Origin of the sequence: Bradyrhizobium japonicum USDA 6, assembly GCF_000284375.1 — a bacterium.
Taxonomy (GTDB): domain Bacteria; phylum Pseudomonadota; class Alphaproteobacteria; order Rhizobiales; family Xanthobacteraceae; genus Bradyrhizobium; species Bradyrhizobium japonicum.
Genome location: NC_017249.1, coordinates 1,295,072 through 1,318,739 on the forward strand (window position 1 = coordinate 1,295,072; position 23,668 = coordinate 1,318,739).

Annotated in this window: 23 protein-coding genes and 1 tRNA gene; 6 read left to right on the plus strand and 18 right to left on the minus strand. The window is 64.6% G+C overall.

Translation table 11 applies throughout. The features are described 5' to 3' along the window. Nucleotides 1-153: 153 nt before the first annotated feature. A complete protein-coding gene (truA, locus tag BJ6T_RS05905) occupies nt 154-891 on the plus strand; it encodes a tRNA pseudouridine(38-40) synthase TruA (protein ID WP_014491385.1) in 738 nt (245 codons plus the stop codon). A gap of 176 nt (nt 892-1,067) precedes the next feature. Here truA and dapE read toward each other — a convergent pair whose 3' ends face one another. The 12 genes from dapE to rpmH all read right to left on the minus strand — a co-directional run bounded on the left by dapE (nt 1,068) and on the right by rpmH (nt 10,511). Beyond that, nucleotides 1,068-2,234, minus strand: coding sequence for a succinyl-diaminopimelate desuccinylase (dapE, locus tag BJ6T_RS05910; RefSeq protein ID WP_014491386.1), 1,167 nt, complete (start codon nt 2,232-2,234; stop codon nt 1,068-1,070). After that, on the minus strand, nt 2,231-2,644 hold the full coding sequence (locus BJ6T_RS48130) for a DUF805 domain-containing protein (RefSeq protein ID WP_422614565.1): 414 nt from the start codon (nt 2,642-2,644) through the stop codon (nt 2,231-2,233). The genes dapE and BJ6T_RS48130 overlap by 4 nt, the downstream gene beginning before the upstream one ends. Then, entirely contained in the window at nt 2,645-2,869 is a 225-nt protein-coding gene (locus BJ6T_RS48135) for a hypothetical protein (protein ID WP_014491388.1), read from the minus strand. It lies immediately after the preceding gene. A 234-nt stretch (nt 2,870-3,103) separates the two neighbouring features. Beyond that, a complete protein-coding gene (gene dapD / locus BJ6T_RS05925; RefSeq protein WP_014491389.1) occupies nt 3,104-3,949 on the minus strand; it encodes a 2,3,4,5-tetrahydropyridine-2,6-dicarboxylate N-succinyltransferase in 846 nt (281 codons plus the stop codon). 125 nt (nt 3,950-4,074) lie between these two features. Next, a complete protein-coding gene (locus BJ6T_RS05930) occupies nt 4,075-4,767 on the minus strand; it encodes a pyrimidine 5'-nucleotidase (protein ID WP_014491390.1) in 693 nt (230 codons plus the stop codon). 14 nt (nt 4,768-4,781) lie between these two features. Next, nucleotides 4,782-5,768 carry a DUF1036 domain-containing protein gene (locus tag BJ6T_RS05935; RefSeq protein WP_014491391.1) on the minus strand — a complete coding sequence of 329 codons (987 nt, stop codon included), beginning with the start codon at nt 5,766-5,768 and terminating at the stop codon, nt 4,782-4,784. 182 nt (nt 5,769-5,950) lie between these two features. Next, entirely contained in the window at nt 5,951-6,838 is an 888-nt protein-coding gene (gene argB / locus BJ6T_RS05940) for an acetylglutamate kinase (protein WP_011090823.1), read from the minus strand. 114 nt (nt 6,839-6,952) lie between these two features. Next, complete coding sequence (locus BJ6T_RS05945) at nt 6,953-7,321, minus strand: DUF423 domain-containing protein (protein WP_014491393.1); 369 nt, start codon at nt 7,319-7,321, stop codon at nt 6,953-6,955. Then, the gene (gene yihA / locus BJ6T_RS05950; RefSeq protein ID WP_014491394.1) at nt 7,318-7,971 is read right to left on the minus strand and encodes a ribosome biogenesis GTP-binding protein YihA/YsxC; all 654 of its coding nucleotides are present in this window, start codon (nt 7,969-7,971) and stop codon (nt 7,318-7,320) included. Before yihA ends, BJ6T_RS05945 begins: the two co-directional genes overlap by 4 nt. A gap of 117 nt (nt 7,972-8,088) precedes the next feature. Beyond that, the gene (gene yidC / locus BJ6T_RS05955; protein WP_028170377.1) at nt 8,089-9,930 is read right to left on the minus strand and encodes a membrane protein insertase YidC; all 1,842 of its coding nucleotides are present in this window, start codon (nt 9,928-9,930) and stop codon (nt 8,089-8,091) included. Between the two features lie 16 nt (nt 9,931-9,946). Beyond that, the gene (gene rnpA, locus BJ6T_RS05960) at nt 9,947-10,348 is read right to left on the minus strand and encodes a ribonuclease P protein component (protein ID WP_014491396.1); all 402 of its coding nucleotides are present in this window, start codon (nt 10,346-10,348) and stop codon (nt 9,947-9,949) included. Nucleotides 10,349-10,376: 28 nt separating this feature from the next. Further along, nucleotides 10,377-10,511 carry a 50S ribosomal protein L34 gene (gene rpmH, locus BJ6T_RS43085; protein WP_008542748.1) on the minus strand — a complete coding sequence of 45 codons (135 nt, stop codon included), beginning with the start codon at nt 10,509-10,511 and terminating at the stop codon, nt 10,377-10,379. 362 nt (nt 10,512-10,873) lie between these two features. On the opposite strand from rpmH, the gene BJ6T_RS05970 reads away from it, so the two are divergent. From BJ6T_RS05970 to BJ6T_RS05985, 4 genes are all read left to right on the plus strand, one after another. Further along, a complete protein-coding gene (locus BJ6T_RS05970) occupies nt 10,874-12,373 on the plus strand; it encodes an ATP-binding protein (RefSeq protein ID WP_028160145.1) in 1,500 nt (499 codons plus the stop codon). A gap of 311 nt (nt 12,374-12,684) precedes the next feature. Beyond that, nucleotides 12,685-12,761, plus strand: a tRNA-Arg gene (locus BJ6T_RS05975). 267 nt (nt 12,762-13,028) lie between these two features. Further along, nucleotides 13,029-13,811: an alpha/beta fold hydrolase gene (locus BJ6T_RS05980; protein ID WP_014491398.1), complete on the plus strand. Its 783-nt coding sequence runs from the start codon at nt 13,029-13,031 to the stop codon at nt 13,809-13,811. A gap of 161 nt (nt 13,812-13,972) precedes the next feature. Then, nucleotides 13,973-14,371, plus strand: a complete 399-nt coding sequence (locus BJ6T_RS05985) for a hypothetical protein (RefSeq protein ID WP_014491399.1) — start codon at nt 13,973-13,975, stop codon at nt 14,369-14,371. Nucleotides 14,372-14,508: 137 nt separating this feature from the next. Here the strand turns inward: BJ6T_RS05985 and BJ6T_RS05990 are convergent, their stop codons facing one another. The 6 genes from BJ6T_RS05990 to BJ6T_RS06015 all read right to left on the minus strand — a co-directional run bounded on the left by BJ6T_RS05990 (nt 14,509) and on the right by BJ6T_RS06015 (nt 22,652). Beyond that, the gene (locus BJ6T_RS05990) at nt 14,509-14,928 is read right to left on the minus strand and encodes a CBS domain-containing protein (RefSeq protein ID WP_014491400.1); all 420 of its coding nucleotides are present in this window, start codon (nt 14,926-14,928) and stop codon (nt 14,509-14,511) included. 129 nt (nt 14,929-15,057) lie between these two features. After that, nucleotides 15,058-15,528: an aminoacyl-tRNA deacylase gene (locus BJ6T_RS05995; RefSeq protein ID WP_028160507.1), complete on the minus strand. Its 471-nt coding sequence runs from the start codon at nt 15,526-15,528 to the stop codon at nt 15,058-15,060. Between the two features lie 267 nt (nt 15,529-15,795). Continuing rightward, entirely contained in the window at nt 15,796-16,047 is a 252-nt protein-coding gene (locus tag BJ6T_RS06000) for a hypothetical protein (RefSeq protein WP_014491402.1), read from the minus strand. Nucleotides 16,048-16,174: 127 nt separating this feature from the next. Continuing rightward, nucleotides 16,175-16,555: a hypothetical protein gene (locus tag BJ6T_RS06005; protein ID WP_240537947.1), complete on the minus strand. Its 381-nt coding sequence runs from the start codon at nt 16,553-16,555 to the stop codon at nt 16,175-16,177. Nucleotides 16,556-16,673: 118 nt separating this feature from the next. Then, nucleotides 16,674-21,500: an NAD-glutamate dehydrogenase gene (locus BJ6T_RS06010; RefSeq protein WP_014491404.1), complete on the minus strand. Its 4,827-nt coding sequence runs from the start codon at nt 21,498-21,500 to the stop codon at nt 16,674-16,676. A gap of 435 nt (nt 21,501-21,935) precedes the next feature. Next, nucleotides 21,936-22,652, minus strand: a complete 717-nt coding sequence (locus tag BJ6T_RS06015) for a helix-turn-helix domain-containing protein (RefSeq protein WP_240537948.1) — start codon at nt 22,650-22,652, stop codon at nt 21,936-21,938. 222 nt (nt 22,653-22,874) lie between these two features. On the opposite strand from BJ6T_RS06015, the gene BJ6T_RS06020 reads away from it, so the two are divergent. Further along, nucleotides 22,875-23,666 carry an enoyl-CoA hydratase/isomerase family protein gene (locus BJ6T_RS06020; RefSeq protein WP_014491406.1) on the plus strand — a complete coding sequence of 264 codons (792 nt, stop codon included), beginning with the start codon at nt 22,875-22,877 and terminating at the stop codon, nt 23,664-23,666. Nucleotides 23,667-23,668: the final 2 nt, after the last annotated feature.

Sequence of the window (23,668 nt, forward strand, 5' to 3'; positions counted from 1 at the left end):
GGGGTATTTCTCGGTCGAACCGATAGGCCGCGGCGTACTGGATCGCCCGGTCCCGGCTCCGCCAAGGCTACGCCGAGGCCCACACGAGCGCTCGGCACGCCGAAGCTTCAGCGAAGGCGGCAAGCCGGGCGATGACAGCAGAACTGGAAACTGATGCCCCGCTACAAGCTCACCATCGAATATGACGGCGCGCCGTTCTTCGGCTGGCAGGTGCAGGACACGCTGCCGTCCGTGCAGGGCGCGTTAGAGGCGGCGGTGAAGGCGATGACCGGCGCGGATCTGCGCGTGCACGGTGCGGGCCGCACCGACGCCGGCGTGCATGCGCGCGGCCAGGTCGCGCATGTCGACATCGACAAGCAGTTTCCGCCGGGCCGTTTTCGCGACGGGTTGAATGCGCATCTGCGCCCCCATCCGATCGCGGTGCTGGAGGCCGAGATCGTCCCTGACACCTTCGAGGCACGCTTCTCGGCCGTGAAGCGTCACTACCGCTACCGCGTCGTCAACACCCGCGCCAATCTCGCGCTCGATATCGGCCACGCCTGGCGCGTGCCGCGCCGGCTCGATGCCGATGCGATGCATGCGGCGGCACAACGTCTGCTCGGCAAGCACGATTTCACGACGTTCCGCGACACCGAGTGCCAGGCGAAATCGCCGGAGAAGACGCTCGACCAGCTCGACGTGCTGCGCGACGGCCGCGAGATCACGATTGTCACCTCGGCGCGCTCATTCCTGCACAGCCAGGTGCGCTCGATGGTGGGATCGCTGGTCTGGGTCGGCGAGGGCCGCTGGACCGCGGACGATCTCTCAGCGGCGCTCGCAGCCCGCAACCGCGCGGCGTGCGGCATCGTCGCGCCGCCTGACGGGCTGTATCTGATGAAGGTGGATTATTGAGGAGCGCGTCAGTGCGGAGAGCGCCCGCTCTCGCCGCGCCCACCGCTGTCATGCCCCGGCTTGACCGGGGCATCCAGTACGCCGCGGCTTCTCGGTTCAATCACTGCTGTCTCTGGAATACTGGATCGCCCGATCAAGTCGGGCGATGACAGCGGCGTGCTGGGTGAGGGCAGCGCTTACCCAAAATACCGCGTCAAAATTCCCCGATACACCTGAGTCAATCTCTCCAGATCCACCACCGGCACGCGCTCGTCGACCTGGTGCATGGTCTGGCCGACCAGGCCGAATTCGATCACCGGACAGTAGCTGGAGATGAAGCGCGCGTCCGAGGTGCCGCCCGAGGTCGACAGTTCCGGCTTGCGTCCCGTCACCTCCTCGATCGCGGAGACCGCGAGGTCGGTGAACGGGCCGGGCTTGGTCACGAACACGTTCGAGTTCGAGGGCTCCCAGACGATGCGGGCCTTGATGCGGTTGCCGCAGGCTTTCGTCAGGCGGGTCTCGACCAGCTCGCGCAAGGATGCCTGGGTGTGGTTGTCATTGTAGCGGATGTTGAATTTTGCGCGGGCCTCGCCGGGGATGACGTTGTTGGCCTTGTTGCCGACGTCCACCGAGGTGAATTCGAGATTGGAGGCCTGGAACTGCGCGCTGCCATGGTCGAGCGGCTCGTCACTGATCGCCACGATCAACCGCGAGATATCAGGCACCGGATTGGACGCGCGGTGCGGATAGGCCACATGGCCCTGCACGCCGTCGACATAGAGCGTACCGGATTGCGAGCCGCGGCGGCCGACCTTGATGGTGTCGCCGAGCGTCTCGACATTGGAGGGTTCGCCGAGCACGCAATGGTCGAACTTTTCGCCGCGCTCCGCGGCCCATTTCAGCAGCTTGATGGTGCCGTTGATGGAGACGTCTTCCTCGTCGCCAGTGATCAGGAACGAGATCGAGCCCTTTCCATCGGCCCGCGGCGTGCCGCCGTTGGCTGCGAGATGCTCGAGCACGGCTGCCACCGAGCAGGCGATGCCACCCTTCATGTCGACCGCGCCGCGGCCGTGCAGAAAGCCGTCCTTCACCTCGCCCGAGAACGCGCCGACGCTCCAGGCGTTCTCGTCGCCGGGCGGCACCACGTCGGTGTGGCCGGCGAAGGTGATGTGCGGGCCTTCAGTGCCGATCCGCGCATAGAGATTGTCGACGTCGGCTGTGCCTGGTTCGCTGAAGGTCACGCGGTGGCAGGTGAAGCCGACGGCGTTCAGGGCTTGTTCAAGCACCCCGAGTGCACCGGCATCGGCCGGAGTTACCGAGGGGCAGCGGATGAGATCGCGGGCAATCGAGAGAGCATCGGTCATGCGCCCCGCTTAACATGCATGCCGCCGGGTGGGCTAGCGCTGGGCGGCACCAATTCGAGCTCGCTTTGCTGGTCCCAGCTTTTTGCAGGGGACGAGCCGTCCTCGGTCTTGGCCAATGGATCAGGACCGAACCGGTTATCGCCGACGCTGCCTGATACGATGAACATCTCGACAAACCCCCACAGCCACAGGATGGACGCGACCAGCCAGAACGGAAGCATCCAGGTGGAGTTCGGCAACAGGTCCGAGAACTGGTTGTACAGACCGGGCAGGAAGAAGAACGGGACGAGCCACCAGCCACTCCTGTCGCGATCATGCAGCCGCTTGATCGCCGTCGCGAGATAGATCCAGAGGAACAGCGACAAGCCGAACGCCTTCAGGATCAGGTTGGTGCGATCAACGGGCGTCAGCTAGCGATAGGCCCGGGGATCGACCAGCTTGAAGAGGTCGCCGAGGCCGAAGTCGAAATCGAGTTTCAGGGATAGCTTCAACGCCCCCTCGGCGTCGATGAGGTGGATCACCTGACCGATCACGCCGAGCACGGCCGCCAGCAACGCGACGATCAGCAGCGCCTGCCACAGCAAAGCGCGGTTGATGCGGCCGTCGAAGCGAAAGAGGTACCAGGTCCAGTCCATGGCGAAGGTTCCGGGCAGCGGAGGCCGTCCGGTGATTGGTCGCGATGGAGGGACAGAGGGTTCGATGAGGCAGGCTGGCGCCACTGCTCACCTCTCCCGCTTGCGGGGAGAGGTCGGATCGCACTTGCGATCCGGGTGAGGGGGTACAGGTCTCACGGCAATCTCATCCGTGGAGAGGGGCCCCTCAACCCAACCCTCTCCCCGTAAGAACGGGGAGAGGGAGAAGAGAGAGTCTCAATCCCGCAGCAGCTCGTTGATGCTGGTCTTCGAGCGCGTGCGCTCGTCGACGCGCTTGACGATCACGGCGCAGGCCGTGCTCGGGCCGATGTGGCCGTTCTTCATCGGCTTGCCGGGCAGCGCGCCGGGCACCACCACCGAATATTCCGGCACCTCGCCCATGAAGACCTCGCCGGTCTCGCGGTCGACGATCTTGGTGGAGGCGCCCAGGAACACGCCCATCGCCAGCACCGCGCCCTTGCGCACGATCACGCCTTCGGCGACCTCGGAGCGCGCGCCGATGAAGCAGTCGTCCTCGATGATCACGGGCTCGGCCTGCAGCGGCTCGAGCACGCCGCCGATGCCGGCGCCGCCGGAGATGTGCACGCGCTTGCCGATCTGCGCGCAGGAGCCCACGGTCGCCCAGGTGTCGACCATGGTGCTCTCATCGACATAGGCGCCGAGATTGACGAAGGACGGCATCAGCACGACGTTCTTGGCGATGAAGGCCGAGCGGCGGACGACCGAACCCGGCACCGCGCGAAAACCGGCGTCGCGAAAACGGTTCTCGCCCCAGCCCTCGAACTTCGAGGGCACCTTGTCCCACCAGGTCGCCTTGCCGGAACCGCCGGGAATGACGCCCATGTCGTTGAGGCGGAAGGACAGCAGCACGGCCTTCTTCAGCCATTGATTGACCTTCCACTTGCCGTCGGCCCCGCGCTCGGCGACGCGCGCCTCGCCCTTGTCCAGGATCTCCAGCGCCTGGTCCACGGCCTCGCGCACCTCGCCCTTGGTCGAGGTCGAGATGCCGTCGCGTGCGTCGAAGGCGCTGTTGATGGTGGATTCGAGGGCGGACAGGGACATCGGGATTTCCTCTGGGAAATGAGAATTTTGACGGATTGGGCGCTTTTTCGGGATTTGGCGGGGAGGAGTCAAGGCATACTCGGTCGTCGTCCCGGGGCTCGCTTCGCGCCGCGGGACGACAGCGGTTATCTGGGAGAGAGCCCCGCCAAAAACCCGGTCAGATCATCCGTGACGTGGTCGACATGGGGCGCGTCCCGGCCCTCCAGCTCCCAGTCCTCCCGCACGACTTCCTTGGTACCATCAGGTACCACCAGCACGGTGGTCATGCCGAGCGCGTGCGGGACGGTGAGGTTGCGGGCGAGGTCCTCGAACATCGCGGCTTTGGTCGGATCGACGGCATGGTCGGCGAGGAATTTTTGATAGGTCAGCGGCGACGGCTTCGGCTCGAACCCGGCGGCGATGATGTCGAACACGCCGTCGAAATGCGTTGCCAGGCCGAGCCGCGCCAGCACGGCATCGACATGGTCGACCGAGCCGTTGGTCAGGATCAGCTTGCGCCCCGACAGTTTTGCGATGGCCTCGCCGAGCGCCGGGTTCGGCTCCAGCGGCGAGTGGTCGATCTTGTGGACGTAGGCGAGGTAGTCGTCGGCGCGCACGCCATGCAAGGTCATCATGCCGCGCATGGTGGTGCCGAAGCGCTGATAATAATCCTTCTGGATCCTGCGCGCCTCCTCCGGGCCGATGTTCAGCCAGTTGCAGACGAACTCCCCGATCCGCGCGTCGACCTGCTGCCACAGATTGACGTGATGCGGGTAAAGCGTGTTGTCGAGGTCGAACACCCAGGTGTCGACGTGGGCAAAAGTGCGGGGTGGATTCATAACTGGTCTCTCAATCAAGGCATCGCAAAGCGCAGCGTCTTGCCGCCGCTCGACATGTCCACCACGCCAAAACCCGTCGCCGCGAATCCGCGCGCGCCGCAATCGGCCTGCTCGCTGGTCTCGAACTTGGTCTCGCGCGTGCAGAGCTGCTTGTCGCCGCCCCAGTTCAGCGGCTTGTCCTTCAGCTTGATGACCCGGTTGTCCGCGTCGATGGCTTCCGCGAAGCTGAAAATCTGCTTCGGCTGCCCGGTCACATCGGGGTGCAGGCAGGTCTTGGGATCAATGCGATACCAGCCGCGGCTCGTCACCGACTTGCCGTCGTCGGTGGCGACCGCCGCCATCACCTTGTGCGGCGTGTCGTTGCACCAGGTCAGGCCGGTTGCGGAAGGCGTCTGCACCGCATCGACCATGGTCTTGAAGAAGTTTGGCGACGACATGATGTCCGCCGCCAGTCCGCGGCTCTTCAGGAAGGCGGCAAGTGCTGCCTGCGTCTTCGGCCCGTCGACGCCGTCGATCGGCGCGGCGTCGTAGCCCGCGATCACCAGCAGCCGCTGGATGCCGGCGAGGCGGGCCTGCTCATCGTCATATTCGGAATCCTCGGCGAGATAGGCCGTGAAATTGCCGTCCGCGGCTTGCGTCGGCGTGATCTGGGTGAACGCGGCCTGGGTCTGGCCGCTGCGGCATTGCCGCGCAGCCGCGATGACGAAATTGTCCTGCGCCACGCACAGCATGTCGCTGCCGTTCTGCGGGATCGGCGAGGCGCCGTAGACGCCGAGCGCGCGGGCGTTGAGCAGGATGCGGTCGGCGGTCAGCGTGCCCTGCACCACGACGCGGCAGTTGGCGGGATCGATCCTGAACCAGCCGCGCGTCGCGGTCGCCGCCTTGTCGTCGATGCCGATCGCGGCCTCGACGACATAGGACATGCGGTTGCAGATCTTGAGGTCGGCCAGGGCGGGCGCGGAGGAGAAGAAGAACGAGACGGCCGCCGCGGGCAGCGTCATCAGGAAACGGGTCAGGAATGAGCGATGATGTCGCCGAGCCCTCAACTCGTCATGCCCGGGCCTGTCCCGGGCATCCACGTTCTTAGTGCGGGTCCAAAGGTCGTGGATGGCCGGGACATCTTCGCGAAGACGCGCTTCGCGCTCTTGCCCGGCCACGACGAAATCTCTCGTCTCCGCGTCTCTCACTTGTGGATCAGCGTTCCCGTGCCCTGGTTGGTGAAGAGCTCGAGCAGCACCGCGTGCTGCATCTTGCCGTCGATGATGACGACGCCCTCCACGCCCTGTTCGAGCGCGTAGATGCAGGTCTCGACCTTCGGAATCATGCCGCCGGAAATGGTGCCGTCGGCGATCAGCTTTCGCGCGTCCTTCACCGAAAGCTGCGGGATCAGCTTCTTCGACTTGTCGAGCACGCCCGGCACGTCGGTGAGCAGCAGCAGGCGCTTCGCCTTCAGCGCGCCGGCGACCGCACCGGCAAAGGTGTCGGCGTTGACGTTGAGCGTCTGGCCTTCCTTGGAGGTCGCGAGCGGCGCCAGCACCGGGATCAGCTCGTAGCCGATCAGCTGGTTGAGCAGCGTGAGGTCGACCTTCTCGGGGTCGCCGACGAAGCCGAGATCGATCGCCTTCTCGATATTCGAACCCGGATCGACGATGGTGCGGGTCGTCTTCGACGCCTTCACCATGTTGGCGTCCTTGCCCGACAGGCCCACGGCCTTGCCGCCGGCTTCGTTGATGTAGCCGACGATCTGCTTGTTGACGGAGCCGGCCAGCACCATCTCGACGATCTCGATGGTCGCCGCATCGGTGATGCGCAGGCCTGCCGCGAACTCCGACTGGATGCCGAGGCGCTTGAGCATGGTGGCGATCTGCGGCCCGCCGCCATGCACCACCACCGGGTTGATCGCGGTCTGCTCGAGCAGCACGATGTCGCGGGCAAAGTTCTTCGCGGTCTCCTCGTCGCCCATGGCATGGCCGCCATATTTGATGACGATGGTTTCCTCATCATACTGCTGCATGTGCGGCAGCGCTTCGGACAGGATGCGGGCCTGGTCGAGCGGAGAGATGTCGGTCATGAGGCGGATCTCGCTGGCGGGACTGTCGGTGCGCGTTCTATCCGATTGGCGGGCGCGGCGCAAAGTGGGTGTTGCCTCTTAGCCTCCCCCTCCAGGGGAGGGTAAGATGGAGCATCACTTCCGCGCCGCCACGGCCGCGAGCGTCACGGCCAGCCAGCTCAGGATCATCACCGTCCCACCCGTCGGCGCGGCATACGGAAACAGCGAGTGCCCCGCATATTGCCGCAAGGTGAGATCGCCCGCGAACAGCGCGGCGCCGATCAGGAAGCCGAACGCCGCGACGAGGCCAATTCCGCCGTGCAGAAGGCCGCGCGCGAGCAGGGCGACGCCTGCGAGTATGGCAGTTGCATGAAACAGCAGCATGGCGCTGGCGGAGGCGAGCCGGCTGGCGTCGGCGCCGTGGGCGGAGGCGGCGGCCAGTGCGACGCCAGCGGCGCCCATCAAACCGGCAAGCCCAATCAGCAGGCGGAACGCGAGCGTCACGAGGTTCGCTCTTCCAGCAGCTTCGCCATCGCGGCGCGCAGTTCAGCCATGCCGGTCGAGCTTCGCGACGAAGTCGCGAGCACGTTCGGAAACGCCGCCGGATGTTTTGCCAGCGCGGCCTCGGTCTCGGCGATGCGGGATTGAAGTTCGGACGCCTTCACCTGGTCGGCCTTGGTCAGCACGATCTGGTAGCTCACCGCGGAACGGTCGAGCGTCCCCAGGATTTCGAGATCGACCTCCTTGAGGCCGTGCCGCGCGTCGATCAGCACGTAGACGCGCGCGAGCGAGGCGCGCCCCAGCAGGAATTTGTGGATCAGCTCGGTCCAGGACGCGACTTGCGTCTTCGGCGCCTTGGCGTAGCCGTAGCCGGGCATGTCGACGAGGCGCAGGTCCTTCTTGCCGGGGACCTCGAAGAAAATCAGTTCCTGGGTGCGGCCTGGCGTATGCGAGGTGCGCGCAAGCGCGTTGCGGCCGGTCAGCGCGTTGATCAGGCTGGACTTGCCGACATTGGAGCGGCCGGCAAAGGCGATCTCCAGCCCATCCATCGGCGGCAGCGTCGCAATCGAGGGCGAGGCCCAGATGAACTGCCAGTCGCGGGTGAACAGCTTTCGCCCGGTTTCGATCAGCTTCGCATCTTTGTCTTCGGTCATGCGAAGGCCTTCAGTTGTTTACCTTCGTCATTGCGAGCGAAGCGAAGCAATCCAGAAATGCATCCGCGGAGGCACTCTGGATTGCTTCGTCGCTTCGCTCCTCGCAATGACGGAGAGCTACGTCGCCTTCTTCGCGAACGTCGCCTTGAGATTGTCGAACAGCTCCACCTTCACACCGTTGCGGCGCATGATGAAGCTCTGCTGGAGCACCGAGAGCGTGTTGTTCCAGGCCCAGTAGATCACGAGGCCCGCCGGGAAGCCCGCCAGCATGAAGGTGAAGATCAACGGCATCCAGTTGAAGATCAGCTGCTGGGTCGGATCCGGAGGCGTCGGGTTCAGCTTCATCTGGAACCACATCGTGATGCCCATGATGATCGGCCAGATGCCGAGCGCGAGGTAGTGGCCGAACACCGGAATCGTCGTCGGATCGAACGGGATCAGGCCGAACAAGGTGAACAAATTGGTCGGGTCCGGCGCGGAGAGGTCCTTGATCCAGCCGTAGAACGGCGCGTGCCGCATCTCGATGGTGACGAACAGCACCTTGTAGAGCGAGAAGAACACGGGAATCTGGATCACCACGGGAAGGCAGCCGGCGACCGGATTGATCTTCTCCTTGCGGTAGATCTCCATCATCTCCTGCTGCTGCTTCACCTTGTCGTCGGGAAAGCGCTCCTTCAGCGCCTGAAGCTGCGGCTGGATCGACTTCATCTTCGCCATCGAGGCGTAGGACTTGTTGGCCAGCGGGAAGAACAGCAGCTTGACGATCACGGTGACGAGCAGGATCGAGATGCCGAAATTGCCGAAGAAGCGGTAGAAGAAGTCGAGGCCGAGGAACATCGGCTTGGTGATGAAGTAGAACCAGCCCCAGTCGATCAGCAGATCGAAATGGTTGAGGCCGAGCTCCTTGTTGTAGCCGCCGAGGCCGGCGAACGGGAACACGCCGACGACGCCGGCTTCCTTGGCGCCGGCGAACAGCCGCGCATTCGCCGTCGCGGTGCCGCCGATTGCGACGGTGACGGGATCGAGCAGATAGTCGGTCTGGTAGGTGTGGACGTTGCCGACGGGGTTCGACGAGAAGCGTGCCTGCAGCTGCGCACTGGTGTCGGGCAGCAGTGCCGAAGCCCAGTACTTGTCGGTGATGCCGAGCCAGCCATTGGTGGCCTTGAAGTTCACCGCCTTGGCTTCGTCGATCTTCTTGTAGGCGTATTCCTGCAAGCCATCGAGATAGCCGATCAGGCCTTCATGCAGGATGTAGTAGCCGGAGACCTGCGGCGTGCCGTGGCGCGAGATCAGCGCGAACGGGTAGAGTGTGACCGGCGCGTTGCCGACATTGCTCACCTCGTCCTTGAGCGTGAAGAGATAATGGTCGTCGACCGCGATGGTGCGGCGGAAGGTGAGGCCCTCGCCATTGTCCCACTTCAGCACCACCGGCGTCGTCGGCGTCAGGCTGCCGCTGCCGTCCTGCTGCCAGAGGGTCTGGGCGTCCGGCAGCTTGGCCGTCACGCCCGTCGCCGGCACCCAGCCGAACTCGGCGTAGTAGGGCTCCGCCGTGCCCGAGGGCGAATAGAGGATGATCGGCGGCGACTTCGGGTCGACCGTTTCGCGGTATTGCACCAGCGCGATGTCGTCGATGCGGCCGCCCTTCAGCGAGATGCTGCCGGCAATTCGCGGCGTGTCGATCTTCACGCGCGGGCTGGCTGCGATCGCGCTTTCGCGGGAAACGACCGGCTGGGCCTGGTTCGCGGCCGGCGTTGACGGCTGGGCCGCGCTGCCGGGCTGCGGCGCGGCGCCCGGCGTTGCGGAGGCCGTCGGCTGCGGCGTGTTCTTCTGGAGCTCGGCCTGCGCCTGCTGCTGGGCGCGCTGCTTCTCCATCGCCGGCACGTTGTAGAAATACTGCCAGGCGATCAGCACCAGGCCGGAGAGAATGACGGCGAGGATGGTATTGCGATTGTCGGTCATCACTATTGTCTCGTCATCAATCCGGTTTGCGGCTGGTCGCAGGAGCGGGGCCGGGCCTTGAGCCGTCGGTTCTTGAGCCGCGTCCCTTGTGCGTATGCCGCGCAGGCTTCGTGAACGCTATGCGCAGGTCGTCGAGCATGGTGGCGAAGTCGCGCGAGAGCGCGTCCCTTCGGCCAACCAGTACATAATCATGATGGGGCTGCATCGACACCGGATCGAGCCGCTTCACCAATTCGCGAAGCCGGCGCCGGATTCGATTGCGCTCGGGGGCGTTGCCGTTCTTTTTGGTAACGGTGAAGCCGATCCGGATCGGGCCGCTGTCGTCGCGGCGGCGGCTTTGCAGGACGAACGCGGGACTATTCGCCCGCGCGCCATTGGCAACGGCGAGGAAATCCGCTCGCTGCCTCAGCCGATCCATGATGAAATCCCAAAAATGGGGGTCCGGCTCAGGCGCTCAGACGCTTGCGGCCGCGGGCGCGGCGGGCGGCGAGAACCTTGCGGCCGCCGGCAGTGGCGAGGCGGGCACGGAAGCCGTGACGGCGCTTGCGCACCAGTTTGCTGGGTTGATAAGTCCGCTTCACGGGTTTTTCTCCGCTGACCGGGCAATTTGCCTGTAGAATTGATGATAAAGTCCGGAAGATGCGGCCCAAAATGGGCCCTTTTCGGCCCCAAGAGAGCCGCTCCCGGCGTGCGCACCGGGTCATCGCGGACAATTTGCGCGGCTTATAAGGGAGCGTCTTCTTTTCGTCAACGTCGCAAGACCGCGCTGTTCCGGTGAATATCGCTGTTTGTGCGGGGTTTTTAACCCAAGAGGTAGCGACTCGCGATATCCGAGCTTACATCCCACCTTGAGAGATTAGCGATCCGTAATTTGACCGGCCCCCGGCCGGGTCGCATCTTCCATCAGCCAGGCTCTATAACAAAGCCAACAGGGGCGAATTTCGTGGCAGCGACAGACCTCCAGCCGGTCCATGATACGGATCAGCCGGGCCAGCCGGCGATGCGGCCGCGTGGGCCCAGCGGGCTCGGCCTGTCCGGCAAGCTGCTGCTGCTCACCGTCCCCCTCGTGATGATCGCCGCCGTCCTGCTCTATGTGCCCGCCATCGCCAACTTCTGGGTCAACCGGCTCAATGACCGCGTCGCGGCGGCCAACACCGCCGCGCTGGTGCTCGACGCCGCCCCGCTCGGCATGGTCCCCGAGTCGCTGTCGCGCGAGATCCTGAAAAGCATCAATGCGCGCGCCGTCGCCATCAAGATGGGGCAGCAGCGACGGCTGCTCGCCAGCGACAACCTTCCCACCGCGATCGAGCATGACATCGACCTGCGCGACATGACGGTGTGGGAGGCGATCACCGGCTCGTTCCGGATGATGCTGGAGACCGGCAACCAGGCCATCCGCATCGTCGGGCCCGGCGTCGGCAACGCCCAGTTCATCGAGATCGTGACCGATGAGCTGCCGCTGCGGCAGCAGATGTATCGCTTCTCCCGCAACGTCGTGGTGGTCGCGCTGATCATCGCGGTGCTGACCGCGGGCCTCGTCTATCTCGCGCTGCATTATCTCTTCGTGCGCCCGATGCGGCGGCTGACCGCGAGCCTGGTCGGCTTCCACGAAAACCCCGAAAGCTCGGCGCGGATCATCGTGCCGAGCCAGCGCAGCGATGAAATAGGCGTCGCCGAGCGCGAATTGTCGGACATGCAGCGCGACCTGATGTCGATGCTGCACCAGAAGAGCCGGCTCGCCGCCCTCGGCCTCGCCGTCTCCAAGATCAACCACGATCTGCGCAATCTGCTCGCGTCGGCCCAGCTTCTGTCCGATCAGCTCGCCAGCGTGCCGGATCCGCGGGTGCAGCGTTTTGCGCCGAAGCTGGTGCGCTCGCTCGAGCGCGCCATCGCCTTCTGCCAGTCGACGCTGTCCTACGGCCGCGCCCAGGAAGCGGCGCCCGACCGCCGCATGATCATGATCGAGCCCGTGGTGCTGGAGGTGCGCGAAACCGCGGGCCTCGCCAGCGATGCCTCGATCGCTTGGGTCGCCGCGATCGAGCGCGGGCTCGCGGTCGATGCCGATCCCGACCAGCTCTTCCGCGTGCTGCTCAACCTCGTCCGCAACGCCGCCCAGGCGCTGGAAAGCCATTCGTCGGGCGACGGCGGCGCGCAGCAGATCCGGATCACGGGAAAGCGCGAAGGTGCCGTCGCCATCCTGGAGGTCTCCGACACCGGCCCCGGCGTCCCCCAGAAGACCCGGGACCATCTGTTCGAGGCGTTCCAGACCTCCGGCCGCCCCGGCGGCAGCGGGCTTGGTTTGGCCATCGCCGCAGAGTTGGTCCGCGCCCATGGCGGCGAGATCCATCTGGTCGAGGGCACCATCGGCGCCACCTTCCGGATCGTCATCCCCGACCGCCCCGTGGAACTCCTCTCCATCCGCAACGAGCGTCAGAGGGCGTAGTCGGCCAGCGGCCGAGTGAGCGACCGGGGCAATCTCGACCACTCTCGTCATTCCGGGATGGCCAGAAGGGCCAGGCCCGGAATCCATAACCCCTGCTGTTGGTTATGGATTCTCAGGTGCGCAATTGCGCACCATAGCTCGCGACTTAGTCGCGCCCCGGAATGACGGTGAGAGGGGCAAATACGCGAAAATCTCCCCAATCCAGACCTTGCCAATCGAGACAAGAGCGGTTAGTCAGAGCGCTCTTTCGCACCCCTCCGGCGCTGTCCGGAGGCTGCCTGCGGGCCCAGCCCGCACTGTTCGCGAAAAACGCGCCCGTAGCTCAGCTGGATAGAGCATCAGACTACGAATCTGAGGGTCGGACGTTCGAATCGTTCCGGGCGCGCCATTTCGCTACAAAACTGGGCACTCCAAAACCTCCCATTTCCGCGCCGGACGACGTCGTCGCACGGCAGCTCACTATTCGTAATCGCGTAAGCCTGGAGCAGGTAACCGACGCCTTCCTGGCGAGGCGTAGCCGGGAGCACTTGGTCGGCCGCAGCATCATGGCACCACGGCGAAGCAGGAGTGGCCATCTTCACCGGCCGTGATGGCCCGTTTAGATTAAGGTCTCGCCAGAGACGCCTGGACATTTCGGTGAATACGGAGATGACCCATGAAGCTCGCGCATGACGGCATCCAGCTGTCCTTCGACATTGCCGGCGCGGGACCGCTTCAGTTCCTGTTCGTCCATGGCCTCGGCGGGGATCGCACGCATTTTGCGCCGCAGATGGAGTATTTCGCGCGTCAAGGTCGGGCGTTGAATGCCGAGCTGCGGGGGCATGGTGAGAGCGACAAGCCGCAACAGGCGTATTCGATCGAAAGCTTCGCCGATGATCTCGTCTTTCTGTGCAACCGACAGCAGATCACAAGGCCGGTCATCGTGGGTCAAAGCATGGGTGGCAACATGGCGCTCGAAATCGCCGCCCGCTATCCGGACTTTCCTGCAGGCCTGGTGCTGCTCGATTCAGGGGTGCTCTTCCCTGCCTCGGCAGGGGCGGTGTTCGCCGGGTATCTGGAGGGCTTGAGGGGCGCGAATTTTGCGGACGAGGTCCGGAAAATCGTCGCGGACTCCTGTCTGCCGACCGATAGATGCCGCGCCCATGTCGAACAGACCTTTCTGGCGACGCCACAGCACGTGCTGGTGTCCACGTTTACAAGTTTGTTCCCCTGGGATGTGCATCGGGCGCGTGAATGCGCCCAGGCGTGCCGGGTCCCGGTGCTCTACATCGAAGCGGCCCATCGGCTCGCGGATCTGGATCGTTTTGCGGAGCTGTGCCCGCAGCTGGTCACGGCCAAGGCGGTCGGCTCCGGGCATTTCCTGTCGCTGGAGGTGCCGGAGCAGATCAACCCGATGATCGACCGGTTCATCTCGCTCTACGTGCGGACACCCGGGTAAGCTTCGTCATCGGCCGTGGCGCGCCATTTCCAGTCTTTTGGCGGCGCCCCACAATCGGGCAAGGACGAAACCCTTTGCAGGCCGGGCGAAGCCGGCCGGAAACAAACCCGGCCTAACCTTGCCCGGGCTTTCCCGACCAACCCGATTCAAGGGAGGATCTCATGAAAGCAGCGCTTCTGGTCCTGCCGCTTCTTGGCCAGCCCGCGATGCCGATTTCGGACCGTGTACCCGTCTTCAACGTGGAAGCTCTCTGCCGCGACGTTTCCGCGGACGACAAGGCCTCGGGGCTCTCCCTGGCGCAGGACGCCGGCGAATGCGTGCGTGATGAGACAATTGCGCAGCAACAGCTGAGCTCGACCTGGCTGACAGTTCCGGGCCCCGCGCGCGATAGTTGCGAAGGCGAGGCTGCTGCAGGGGGAATAGAAAGCTATGTCGATCTGCTCACCTGCCTGCAGATGGCAGGCTGGGCGAATCCGACTCCGCCGCCGAAGCCCCCGCTCAGGGGAGCGAGCAAGATGCGGAACGCCAAGAATGAGCTGAAGAACGAATTGAAGAATTAGCTGCGCAGGTGACACTGGGGGAGAGAAGACTGCGGAGCAGCTTCTTGGCAGGTCGCGTGTCACTGCGTGCGCGTTCGCCGGCAGCGGGGTCCTGCGAGCGATGCGACGAAGTTCCGGGCGCCGGGTGGCGGTCGCCATCAATGATGGGCCGACACGCCCTTGACGCATTGGGTCAACAGATCAACGCTGGCGAATTGGCCGACATCGCCCAGGCTGATCATGCCGACCATCCGCTTGCTCTTGTTGATCACGGGCAGCCTGCGGATTTTCAGCGTCTCCATGTGATGCACGGCTTTCGCCAGATCGTCGTCTTCCCGGCAGCAATGGATGCCTTCGGTCATCACGTCCCGCGCCGTCATGCGCGCGGCGTTGAAGTTCTTGCTCGCGAGGCCTTTGCAGACGATGTCGCGATCGGTCACCATCCCGACCAGATGGTCGTCATCGCCGATCGGAATGCAGCCGATGTCGTGCCCTTGCATCAACTTCGCGATCTCGGTGATCGGGGTGTCCGGGCTGACCCAATCGACACCCTTGTGCATCACGTCCTTGACCTTCATGGAGGACCTCCGTTGCGAACGCAGCCCCCGTGACGCGATCATACTACGAACCGGGCGCGACCGCACGCGCGCCGCGACGAAGGCGCAGGAAAAATCATCCCGCAAAAATCATCCCGCCGCCATGCTGCGTCAAGCGTGGGTGCTGAAGCGTCCATGCGGCGCATTGGCCGTCAGCCGTTCGAACTGTGCATGCGTCAGGTGAAGCAGCGTCTCATGGTCGCCGGCTTCGATATAGATCTCGGGCTGCGCGCGGATGCTGTCATCGACGATGAGATCGAGCCCGTAACACCGGCCTACCGCCGGAACGGCGCCATGCGCGCAGTCAGCGAACAGCCTGTTGATCTCGGTTTCGTTCGCCATCACGAGATCCGCGCCGAGCTTCTCCTTCAAGTCCGGCAAGTTGAGACGGTGCGATGCCGGAACGATCGCGAGCATGTAGCCGCCGTCATGGCGCAGCACGACGGCCTTGGCATAACGATCGCCCGAGACGTGGCAGGCCTGCGCCGTGCGCGCGGATGACATGGTGAAAACGTGCGGGATCTCGACATACTCGATGTTCTCGGCAGCCAGGTATCGGTGGAGCGTGGGGGCAATGGTCATGGCATAGCCTTTCGGATGGATATGCGAGCCATCCACCGTGAGGCTGCCCCGCCGCACGATGGGCGGCCGCGTGATTGCCGGATGCCAACATAGGCCTCGCGCTCGAGAGCCGCAATCGGGTCGGGGGGGCGGATCGTTCCGGGCGCGCCACTTCGGTAGAGAGGGCTGAATAGGCTGCCACCGAATTGCGTGCGCAGCCGAACCACTAAGCCGGCTTGCACTTCGCAAGCGCCTGCCCTTTCCGATTGATAATTTTGAATGCGCGTATCAGCGGTGCCGCAGACCGCCATGCACATTCGGAGAGTGGGCCGTAATCAGGCTCTTGTGCTTCCGGGCCGCCGCTTCGGCCTCGCGAGCAAGTCGTTCAGCCTTTAACCTCTCGCGGTTTGCATGAAACGCCGCTTGGATGCGTTCATGCTCGGAAATCGCTACTTTGGCATCGGTTTCCTTGAAGACCCTTTGCGCCTCACGTTGGGCGGCAGTGGGCGGCTTCCATCCGTAATTCTTATGAGCGGTCATTCCCTCCTCCTTCGGTGATAGCCGTGGGGGCTTGTTGGGTCCGACTGTCAAACTCTCTTCCTGTTTTTCAATTACCGCAATCGAATATTCGCCAGTCGTTCCCGCGCCGGCCATAGATCCGCGCGGCTTACGGGATCCTTGCCACGACGCTGGGCCGGTTTTTCTCGAGCCAGGCGATGGCCTCGGGTCCATCGACGACACATTCGAAGGTTTCCCAGGTCGGGTCCTCCAGGGATTCCGATTGCAATCGCTTCGCCGCATACTCGACGAGATCGTGCAGGCCTTCGTATCCTCGCCGGTGCTCGAGGGACTCTGCAATCGCCGTGCTGGTCCAGCCTCGCCGGGCCAGATCGATGATGCTCGGAACGTCAGCCTCGCTGAACCAGGGCGTGGCATCGAACTCGAGGCATCGGATGTTATCGGCGGTATGGCAAGTGGCGTGGATCATGGGCTTCCTCCGTTCGCCGGCCAAAGCGCGATGAGATTGGGTTGAATCGTCATCGCGCATTAGCTCCTTGTTTGAGCATGATCTCCGCGCAAACGCGTTCCGCGTTTGTCGCGAGGGAAAACCGCTCCACACTTTTCCGGATCATGCTCTCAGTTTCACATCGCTGCGTCGCACGCTCTCAGACTTTGACCAGGTCCCCCAGCAGGTTCGCCGCCACCGTCAGCTTGGCGAGCGTCAGGCCGCTGGCTGCAATCTCCTCGACCGAGCGGCGGATGCGCGCCGCTTCGGGGTGAGCCGCGAGCCAAGTCTCGACAGCCTGCTGACCGGACTGGCCGGTTGCCAGCATATCCGCGGCCAGTCTTCTCTCGGCGCTGGCGATCTGCTCGACGGCGCGATCGACCGCCATGCGTTCGAAATAATCATTTGCCGGCACGCTGCGCGCGGCCGCGATGATGCGGTCGAGGCGGAAATTCGCCTCGGCGGCGAAGAAGGTCGCGGCGGCATCGCCGATGGCGCGGGAGGTGCGCTCGGCGACCGTCACGATATCGGGTGCCGCAATCAGAGGGTCGAGATCGGCGAGCTCGCCGGCGAGGCCGGCCGGGACGCCGGCATCGGTGAGTTCCTGGCGCCGCTTGCCGCGCGCGGCCTGCAGGTCCGGCGGCAGGGTGGTGTCGAGGGAGGCCGCGATCTCGCGGATACCCGGGCCAAAACGCCCGATCACTGCCTCGAGGCCGTCCTTGAAATCGACATTACGCACGTACCAGACCATGCGGGAAATCAGGAGGTCCTGGACCGTCGCGTAGAGGCCGAGCTGCACCTGCCCGTCGATGCGGGTGTCGAGCGCGTCGATCGCGTCATTGAGCCGCCTGAGCTCGTAGATCGCGTCCACCGCCACCTGCGCCATGACGATGGTGGGAATATCGGCGTCGGTCTCGTCGGTCAGGCGCACGATACACGCCGGGCCGCCGCGGTTGATCACGGCATTGACGAGACTGGTCGCGATGATCTCGCGTCGCAGGCGATGGAGCTCGACCGCGGCCGGGAATTTATCGGGAACCTCGCGCGGAAAATACAGGGACAGTCTGCGGGCAAGATAGGGATCATCAGGCACGCTGGTGGCGAGCAGGTCCTCGTAGAGCGTCAGCTTGGCGTAGGCGAGCAGCACGGCAAGCTCGGGCCGTGTCAGGGCCTGGCCGCGCCGGGTCCGTTCGGTGAGCGCTGCGTCGTCGGGCAGGAACTCCACGGCGCGGCTGAGCAGGCCGCGCTGCTCGAGCGACTGCATCAGGCGGGTGAGGAAGCCGGTCTCGGCCACGCCCTTGCGCTCGGCGAGCGAGAGCGCCAGCGTCTGCAGATAGTTGTTGCGCAGCACCAGCGTGCCGACCTCGTCGGTCATCGCGGCCAGCAGGCTGTTGCGGTCGGCGAAGCTGAGGCGTCCCTCGCGCTCCGGGCGCGCCAGCGCAACCTTGATATTGACCTCGACGTCGGAGGTGTTGACGCCGGCCGAATTGTCGATGGCGTCGGTGTTGAGCTTGACGCCCTTCTGTGCCGCTTCGATGCGGCCGCGCTGGGTGACGCCGAGATTGGCGCCTTCGCCGATCACCCGGGCGCGAACGTCGGTGCCTGCGATGCGGATCGGATCGTTGGCGCGGTCGCCGGCCTGATCGTCGCTCTCTGCCGACGCGCGGATATAGGTGCCGATACCGCCAAACCACAACAGGTCCGTGCGCGCTTTCAGGATCGCCGTCATCACCTCGAACGGCGTGGCCTGTTCCTTGTCGAGATCGAGCAGGCTGCGGACTTCCGGTGCGAGCGGGATCGCCTTGAGCGTGCGCGAGAACACGCCGCCGCCCTGCGAGATCAGCGACTTGTTGTAGTCCTGCCAGCTCGATCGCGGCAGGTCGAACAGACGCTTGCGCTCGGCGAAGCTGGTCGAAGGGTCGGGGGAGGGATCGATGAAGATGTCGCGGTGATCGAACGCCGCCACGAGCCTCGTCGCCGGCGAGAGCAGCATGCCGTTGCCGAAGACGTCGCCGGACATGTCGCCGACGCCGGCGACGGTGAACGGCATGGTCTGAATGTCGGTGCCGAGCTCGCGGAAGTGGCGCTTGACCGCCTCCCAGGCGCCGCGCGCCGTGATCCCCATCTTCTTGTGGTCGTAGCCCTGGCTGCCGCCGGAGGCGAAGGCGTCGCCGAGCCAATGGTTCTTCTCGGCCGAGATCGCGTTGGCGACGTCGGAGAAGGTGGCGGTGCCCTTGTCGGCGGCGACCACGAGGTAGGGGTCGTCGCCGTCATGGCGCACGGTGGAATCGGGCGGCACGACGGCGTCGCCGTCGAGATTATCGGTGAGCTCGAGCAGCGAGCGCACGAAGATGCGATAGGCCTCGGTGCCTTCCGCGAGCCAGGCGTCGCGATTGGACGGCGGCGGCAGGCGCTTGGGCACGAAACCGCCCTTGGCGCCGACCGGCACGATCACGGCGTTCTTGACCTGCTGCGCCTTCACGAGACCCAGGATCTCGGTGCGGAAATCCTGCGGCCGGTCGGACCAGCGCAAGCCGCCGCGCGCGACCTTGCCGAAGCGCAGGTGAATGCCTTCGACCCGCGGCGAGGAGACGAAGATCTCGTAGAGAGGCCGCGGTGCCGGCAAATCGTCGATCCGCTGCGCGTCGAACTTGAAGGAGATCACCGCACGCGGATGTCCATCCTCGCCGATCTGCCACAGATTGGTGCGGATGGTTGACTGCACCAGATTGGTGAAGCGGCGCAGGATGCGGTCTTCATCGAGCGAGGCGACGGATTTGAGCTGCTCCTCGATCTCGGCAAGGAGTGCCGTCTCGCGCGCCGAACGCTCGCGATCGGTAAGCACGAGGCGTGGATCGAGGCGGGTCTGGAACAGTGCGACGAGGGTGGCCGTGATCGCGGCGTTCTTGCGCAAGGTCTCCCACATGTAATCCTGGGTGAACGGAGCGCGGATCTGGTGCAGGTAGCGCGACAGCGCCCGGATGGTCGAGACCTCGCGCCAGCCCAGGGCGGTGCGCAGGATCAGGGCGTTATATCCGTCGGATTCGGCGCGGTCCGTGACCACCGCCATGATCGAGGCTTCGAGGCGATGGCTGAATTCGGGGTTGATCTCGATCGGCTGGCCGTCGCTGGTCTCGATCGTCATCTCGTGCAGCCAGACCGGCTCCGGCCTGTTGCCGGGCACGATCTGATAGGTGCGTTCGTCGACCACGCGCAGGCCGTGATTCTCGATCACCGGCACGCGATAGGACAGCGACAGCGGTGCGGCGTCGGAGAACACCTTCAGGCCGAAGCGCCTGGGATCGTCCTCGTCCTTGTCGCGGTGCACCGAAATCGTCACCGGGCGGGCCGGCGTCAGCCTTTCGATGGTCGCGATATCGGCGATGGCCTGCTCCGCCGTGAAAACCTCGGTATAGCCGCCGCTGAAGGCCTGGGCATAACGATTGGCGATCATGCGCGCCCGCATGCCGTCGGTCGACGCCGTGAGCGCGGCCTTCAGCTTGTCGATCCAGGTCGCGGCAATGGCGCTGATGCCGGCTTCGAGCGCGGTGCGCTCGACGACGGGCGTTTTGCCCTCATAGCGCCCGATGATGAAGTGGACGCGCGCAAGCGCGCCTTCAGGGAACGATACGTAGGACGCCGACAGGGTCCCCTTGTAGACCTGCGACAGGAAGGCTCCGACGCGCGTGCGCACATCGGTGTCGTATTTGTCGCGCGGAATGAAGGTGAGAATGGAGACGAAGCGATCGAACTTGTCGACCCGCGCCAGCGCCCGGACGCGCGGGCGCTCGTAGAGGATCAGGACCTCGATGACGAAATTGTAGAGCGTGTCGACGTCGATCTGGAACAGCTCGTCACGCGGATAATCTTCGAGGATATGCATGAGCGCCTTGCCCGAATGGCCGTTCGGGTCGAAGCCGGCGCGCTGCAGCACCCGCGAAACCTTGTGGCGCACATAAGGGATCTGCCGCACCGAGCGGGTATAGGCGCCCGAGGTGAACAGGCCGACGACGCGCAATTCGCCTTCGAGCCGGCCGTCGGGTGCATAGAGCTTGATCCCCACATAATCCATCCGGATGCGCCGATGGACGAGGCTTGAGACATTGGCCTTGATGACGATCAGCAGGGTCGGCTCGTGCATGAACTCGCGGATTTCCGAGGTCATCACCACCATTTCGGTTCCGCGGCGCAGGACCTTCACGTCGGGATCGCGCAGGATGCCGAGGCCTTCACCGGTCGTGATGTCGTCGGAGGCATCGCTGTCGGGCGAGAAGCGATATTCGCGCACGCCGAGGAAGGTGAAATTGTCCGCGCAGAGCCATTGCAGGAACTGATTGGCTTCGGCGACCTCGTCGATCGGCAACGGCGGCGGATTGGAGGAGAACGTCTTGATTGCCTCCTCGACGCGGTCGCGCATGGCGCGCCAGTCGGTGACGCAGGCGCGGACGTTGTTCAGCGCCCTGGTGAGTCCGTCGATCAGCTTCTGGCGATCGGCGTCGGCGTCCAGGCGGGTGATGTGGAGGTGAATCAGGCTTTCGCGCGCTCCCTTGGCTCCCTCCGGCAGTGCTTCGCCGTAGAACCGCAGCAGCTTGCCCTCGGCATCGCGCTCCACGGCGATGATCGGGTGGGCGACGAGGCTGACTTCGATGCCCTGCTCGGCGAGTTCCGCCATCGTGGAGTCGTAGAGGAAAGGCATGTTGTCGTTGAGAATTTCGAGCACGGAAATCTCGCGCCCGTTCGGCAACGTAGGATTGACCACGCGGATATCGGCACTGCCCGACGTGCGCCGCTGCACATGCTCCCAGGCGTGCTCCGCCAGGAGGGCGAGGGAGGCGGCATCGTAATTGTCGAGATCCTCGATATTGCTGTAGCCGAACAGGGGCTCGGCAAAGGCCCGCGGGCTCTTGCCCGGCGGCACGCTGCCCGCTGCATCGCGGATCAGGGTTGCCCGGGCCTTGTCGTCACGCCACGCCATCATGTCCTCCATTTGCCGCGCCGTCCGACCGCAGTCGCGATCATCAGCCAAAGTCTGGAGTGCATCTCGTCGAGCGCCGCGATCGCGTGGATACGCAAAATCCTCGATCTCGTGCGTCGGCGGTTTCCGACGACAATACTACGATCCCGGGGCGAAAGGCGCACGCTGTTGTGAGGCGTGCTGAAATTCCCGACGGCAGCGGGCGAGGCCGAGGTCGGCGCCGACGGCCGTCGAATCATGAGGGCGATAAAAATCGCGAGCAATTTCAAATGTGTATGAGTTCGTGGTTTCATTCGGAATGGCGCGCGCCATGTCGGCATGAATCATCGCAGCCAGGATCGACGGGTCCTCGCGTGGATTCGCCGGCGCCGCGCGTTATCTGGCCGCGCTGGACCTGCAATTTGGCGCCTTGTGGTTTCGAAGCCGGAACCGTCAGCCTGCGAGCCTTCAGCGGCCTGCCAGTACCTCCTTGCACTTGGCCGCGAAGGCGTTGAGGTACGAGCCGATCTCGCTCGCCAGCGCATCCGACCGATCGACATTCTGCAGACTCATGTTGAGCGCGTAGACTGGAAGCCCCTCCAGCACGATGGGCGTTGCGACGGCAAGAACGGCAGGCTGCCACGACACCGCGCAATAGCCGTCGCGTTCGACGGAGCTGATCGATGTCCTGACGTCCGCGAGCAGCGCCTTCGTGGCCGCAGCGCTGCGCCGTTTGAACAGCTTCAGCAATCGCTCTCGCTCGGCCTCTGCAACGCCGGCCAGATATGCACGACCGAGCGACGTCAATTCCATCGGCACCTGCTGCCCGGCGACCACGTTGCGCAGCGCCGCGCGGGGGCTGTAGCGGATCGATTCGAGATAGACCATCATGGTCCTATCGGCGGTCGCGAGCCCCACGTTCAGCCGGCGCTTCGCCGATTCTGCCCGCATCATTGCTCCGATCGCATTGAGCACGGGTGATCCTGTCCGCATCGCGTGACCGATGCTGACGACGGAGGCGGCAAGGCGGTAGGTCCGTTCGCTGCGGACTTCGTCGAGCATCCCGGAATTGACCAGCGTTCGCGTCAGCCGGCTGACCGTCGATCGCGGTAGTCCGGTTCGCTCCGCGATCTCGCCGTTGCCCAGCGTGTCGACGCCGGGCCGGAAGGCGCGAAGGATTTCCACGCCCCTTTCGAGCGACCGATTGCCGTCTACCCCGCCCGCATATCTGCGTAGCTTCGCCACATCGAGCCTCCCACCGCATTTCCACTAAGTGGAATTAGGGGGATGTTCCTGATGGTGCAAGCCGATATAGGCACCGGGAAGAAGAATGCCCGGTCGCGCACGGCTCAACGAAGAAGCGGCACGGTCTGAAATCGGCATTCGGGAGCCCGCACGGAGCCTGTCATGTCCTATCAGCTCATCGAGTTTTCCGTCGAAGCCGGTGTCGCGACGATCGCATTCAACCGGCCGGAACGGCGCAACGCCATGAGCGATGAGATGCGCGCCGAGTTCGTCAGTGCGCTTGAAACCGTCTCCCGAGACAAGGCGATCAAGGCCCTGGTGCTGACCGGGCGCGGCAACGCCTTTTGTGCCGGCGGCGATATCAGCGGTATGAAGCGCCGGCTCGAGGCGCCTCAGGGCGAAGTCGCATTCAACGGATGGAGCCGTCAGCAGGGCGTGCACCACGTGCAGTCTTTCCTGCTGGGCCTGCCGAAACCGACGATTGCCGCTGTCAACGGCGCCGCGGCGGGCCTCGGTGCGGATACCGCGCTTGCCTGCGACTTCGTCATGGGAACGGAACGGTCGAAGTTCACCTGGTCCTACATCAAGCGAGGCCTGATACCCGACGGCGGTGGCCTGTATTTTCTGCCTCGCCGGGTGGGGCTTGCCAGGGCAAAGGAGCTGATCTTCACCGGGCGCGTCGTCGAGGCCGACGAAGCGCTCTCGCTCGGCATCGTCGATCGCAAGGTGGCCTCGACCGAGCTCCTAACGGCCGCGCAGGCCTGGGCGGCCGAATTGGCCCAGGGGTCTCCCACCGCGCTGGCGCTGGGCAAGAAGATCCTGAACGAGACCTTCGAGCATTCCGCGCACGACATTTTCAGTCTCGGCAGCCAGGCGCAGGCCATCTGCTACACCAGCGCGGAGCATCGCGATGCCGTGACGGCGTTCCTTGCGCAATCCTCGTCGAAGGGCTGAGC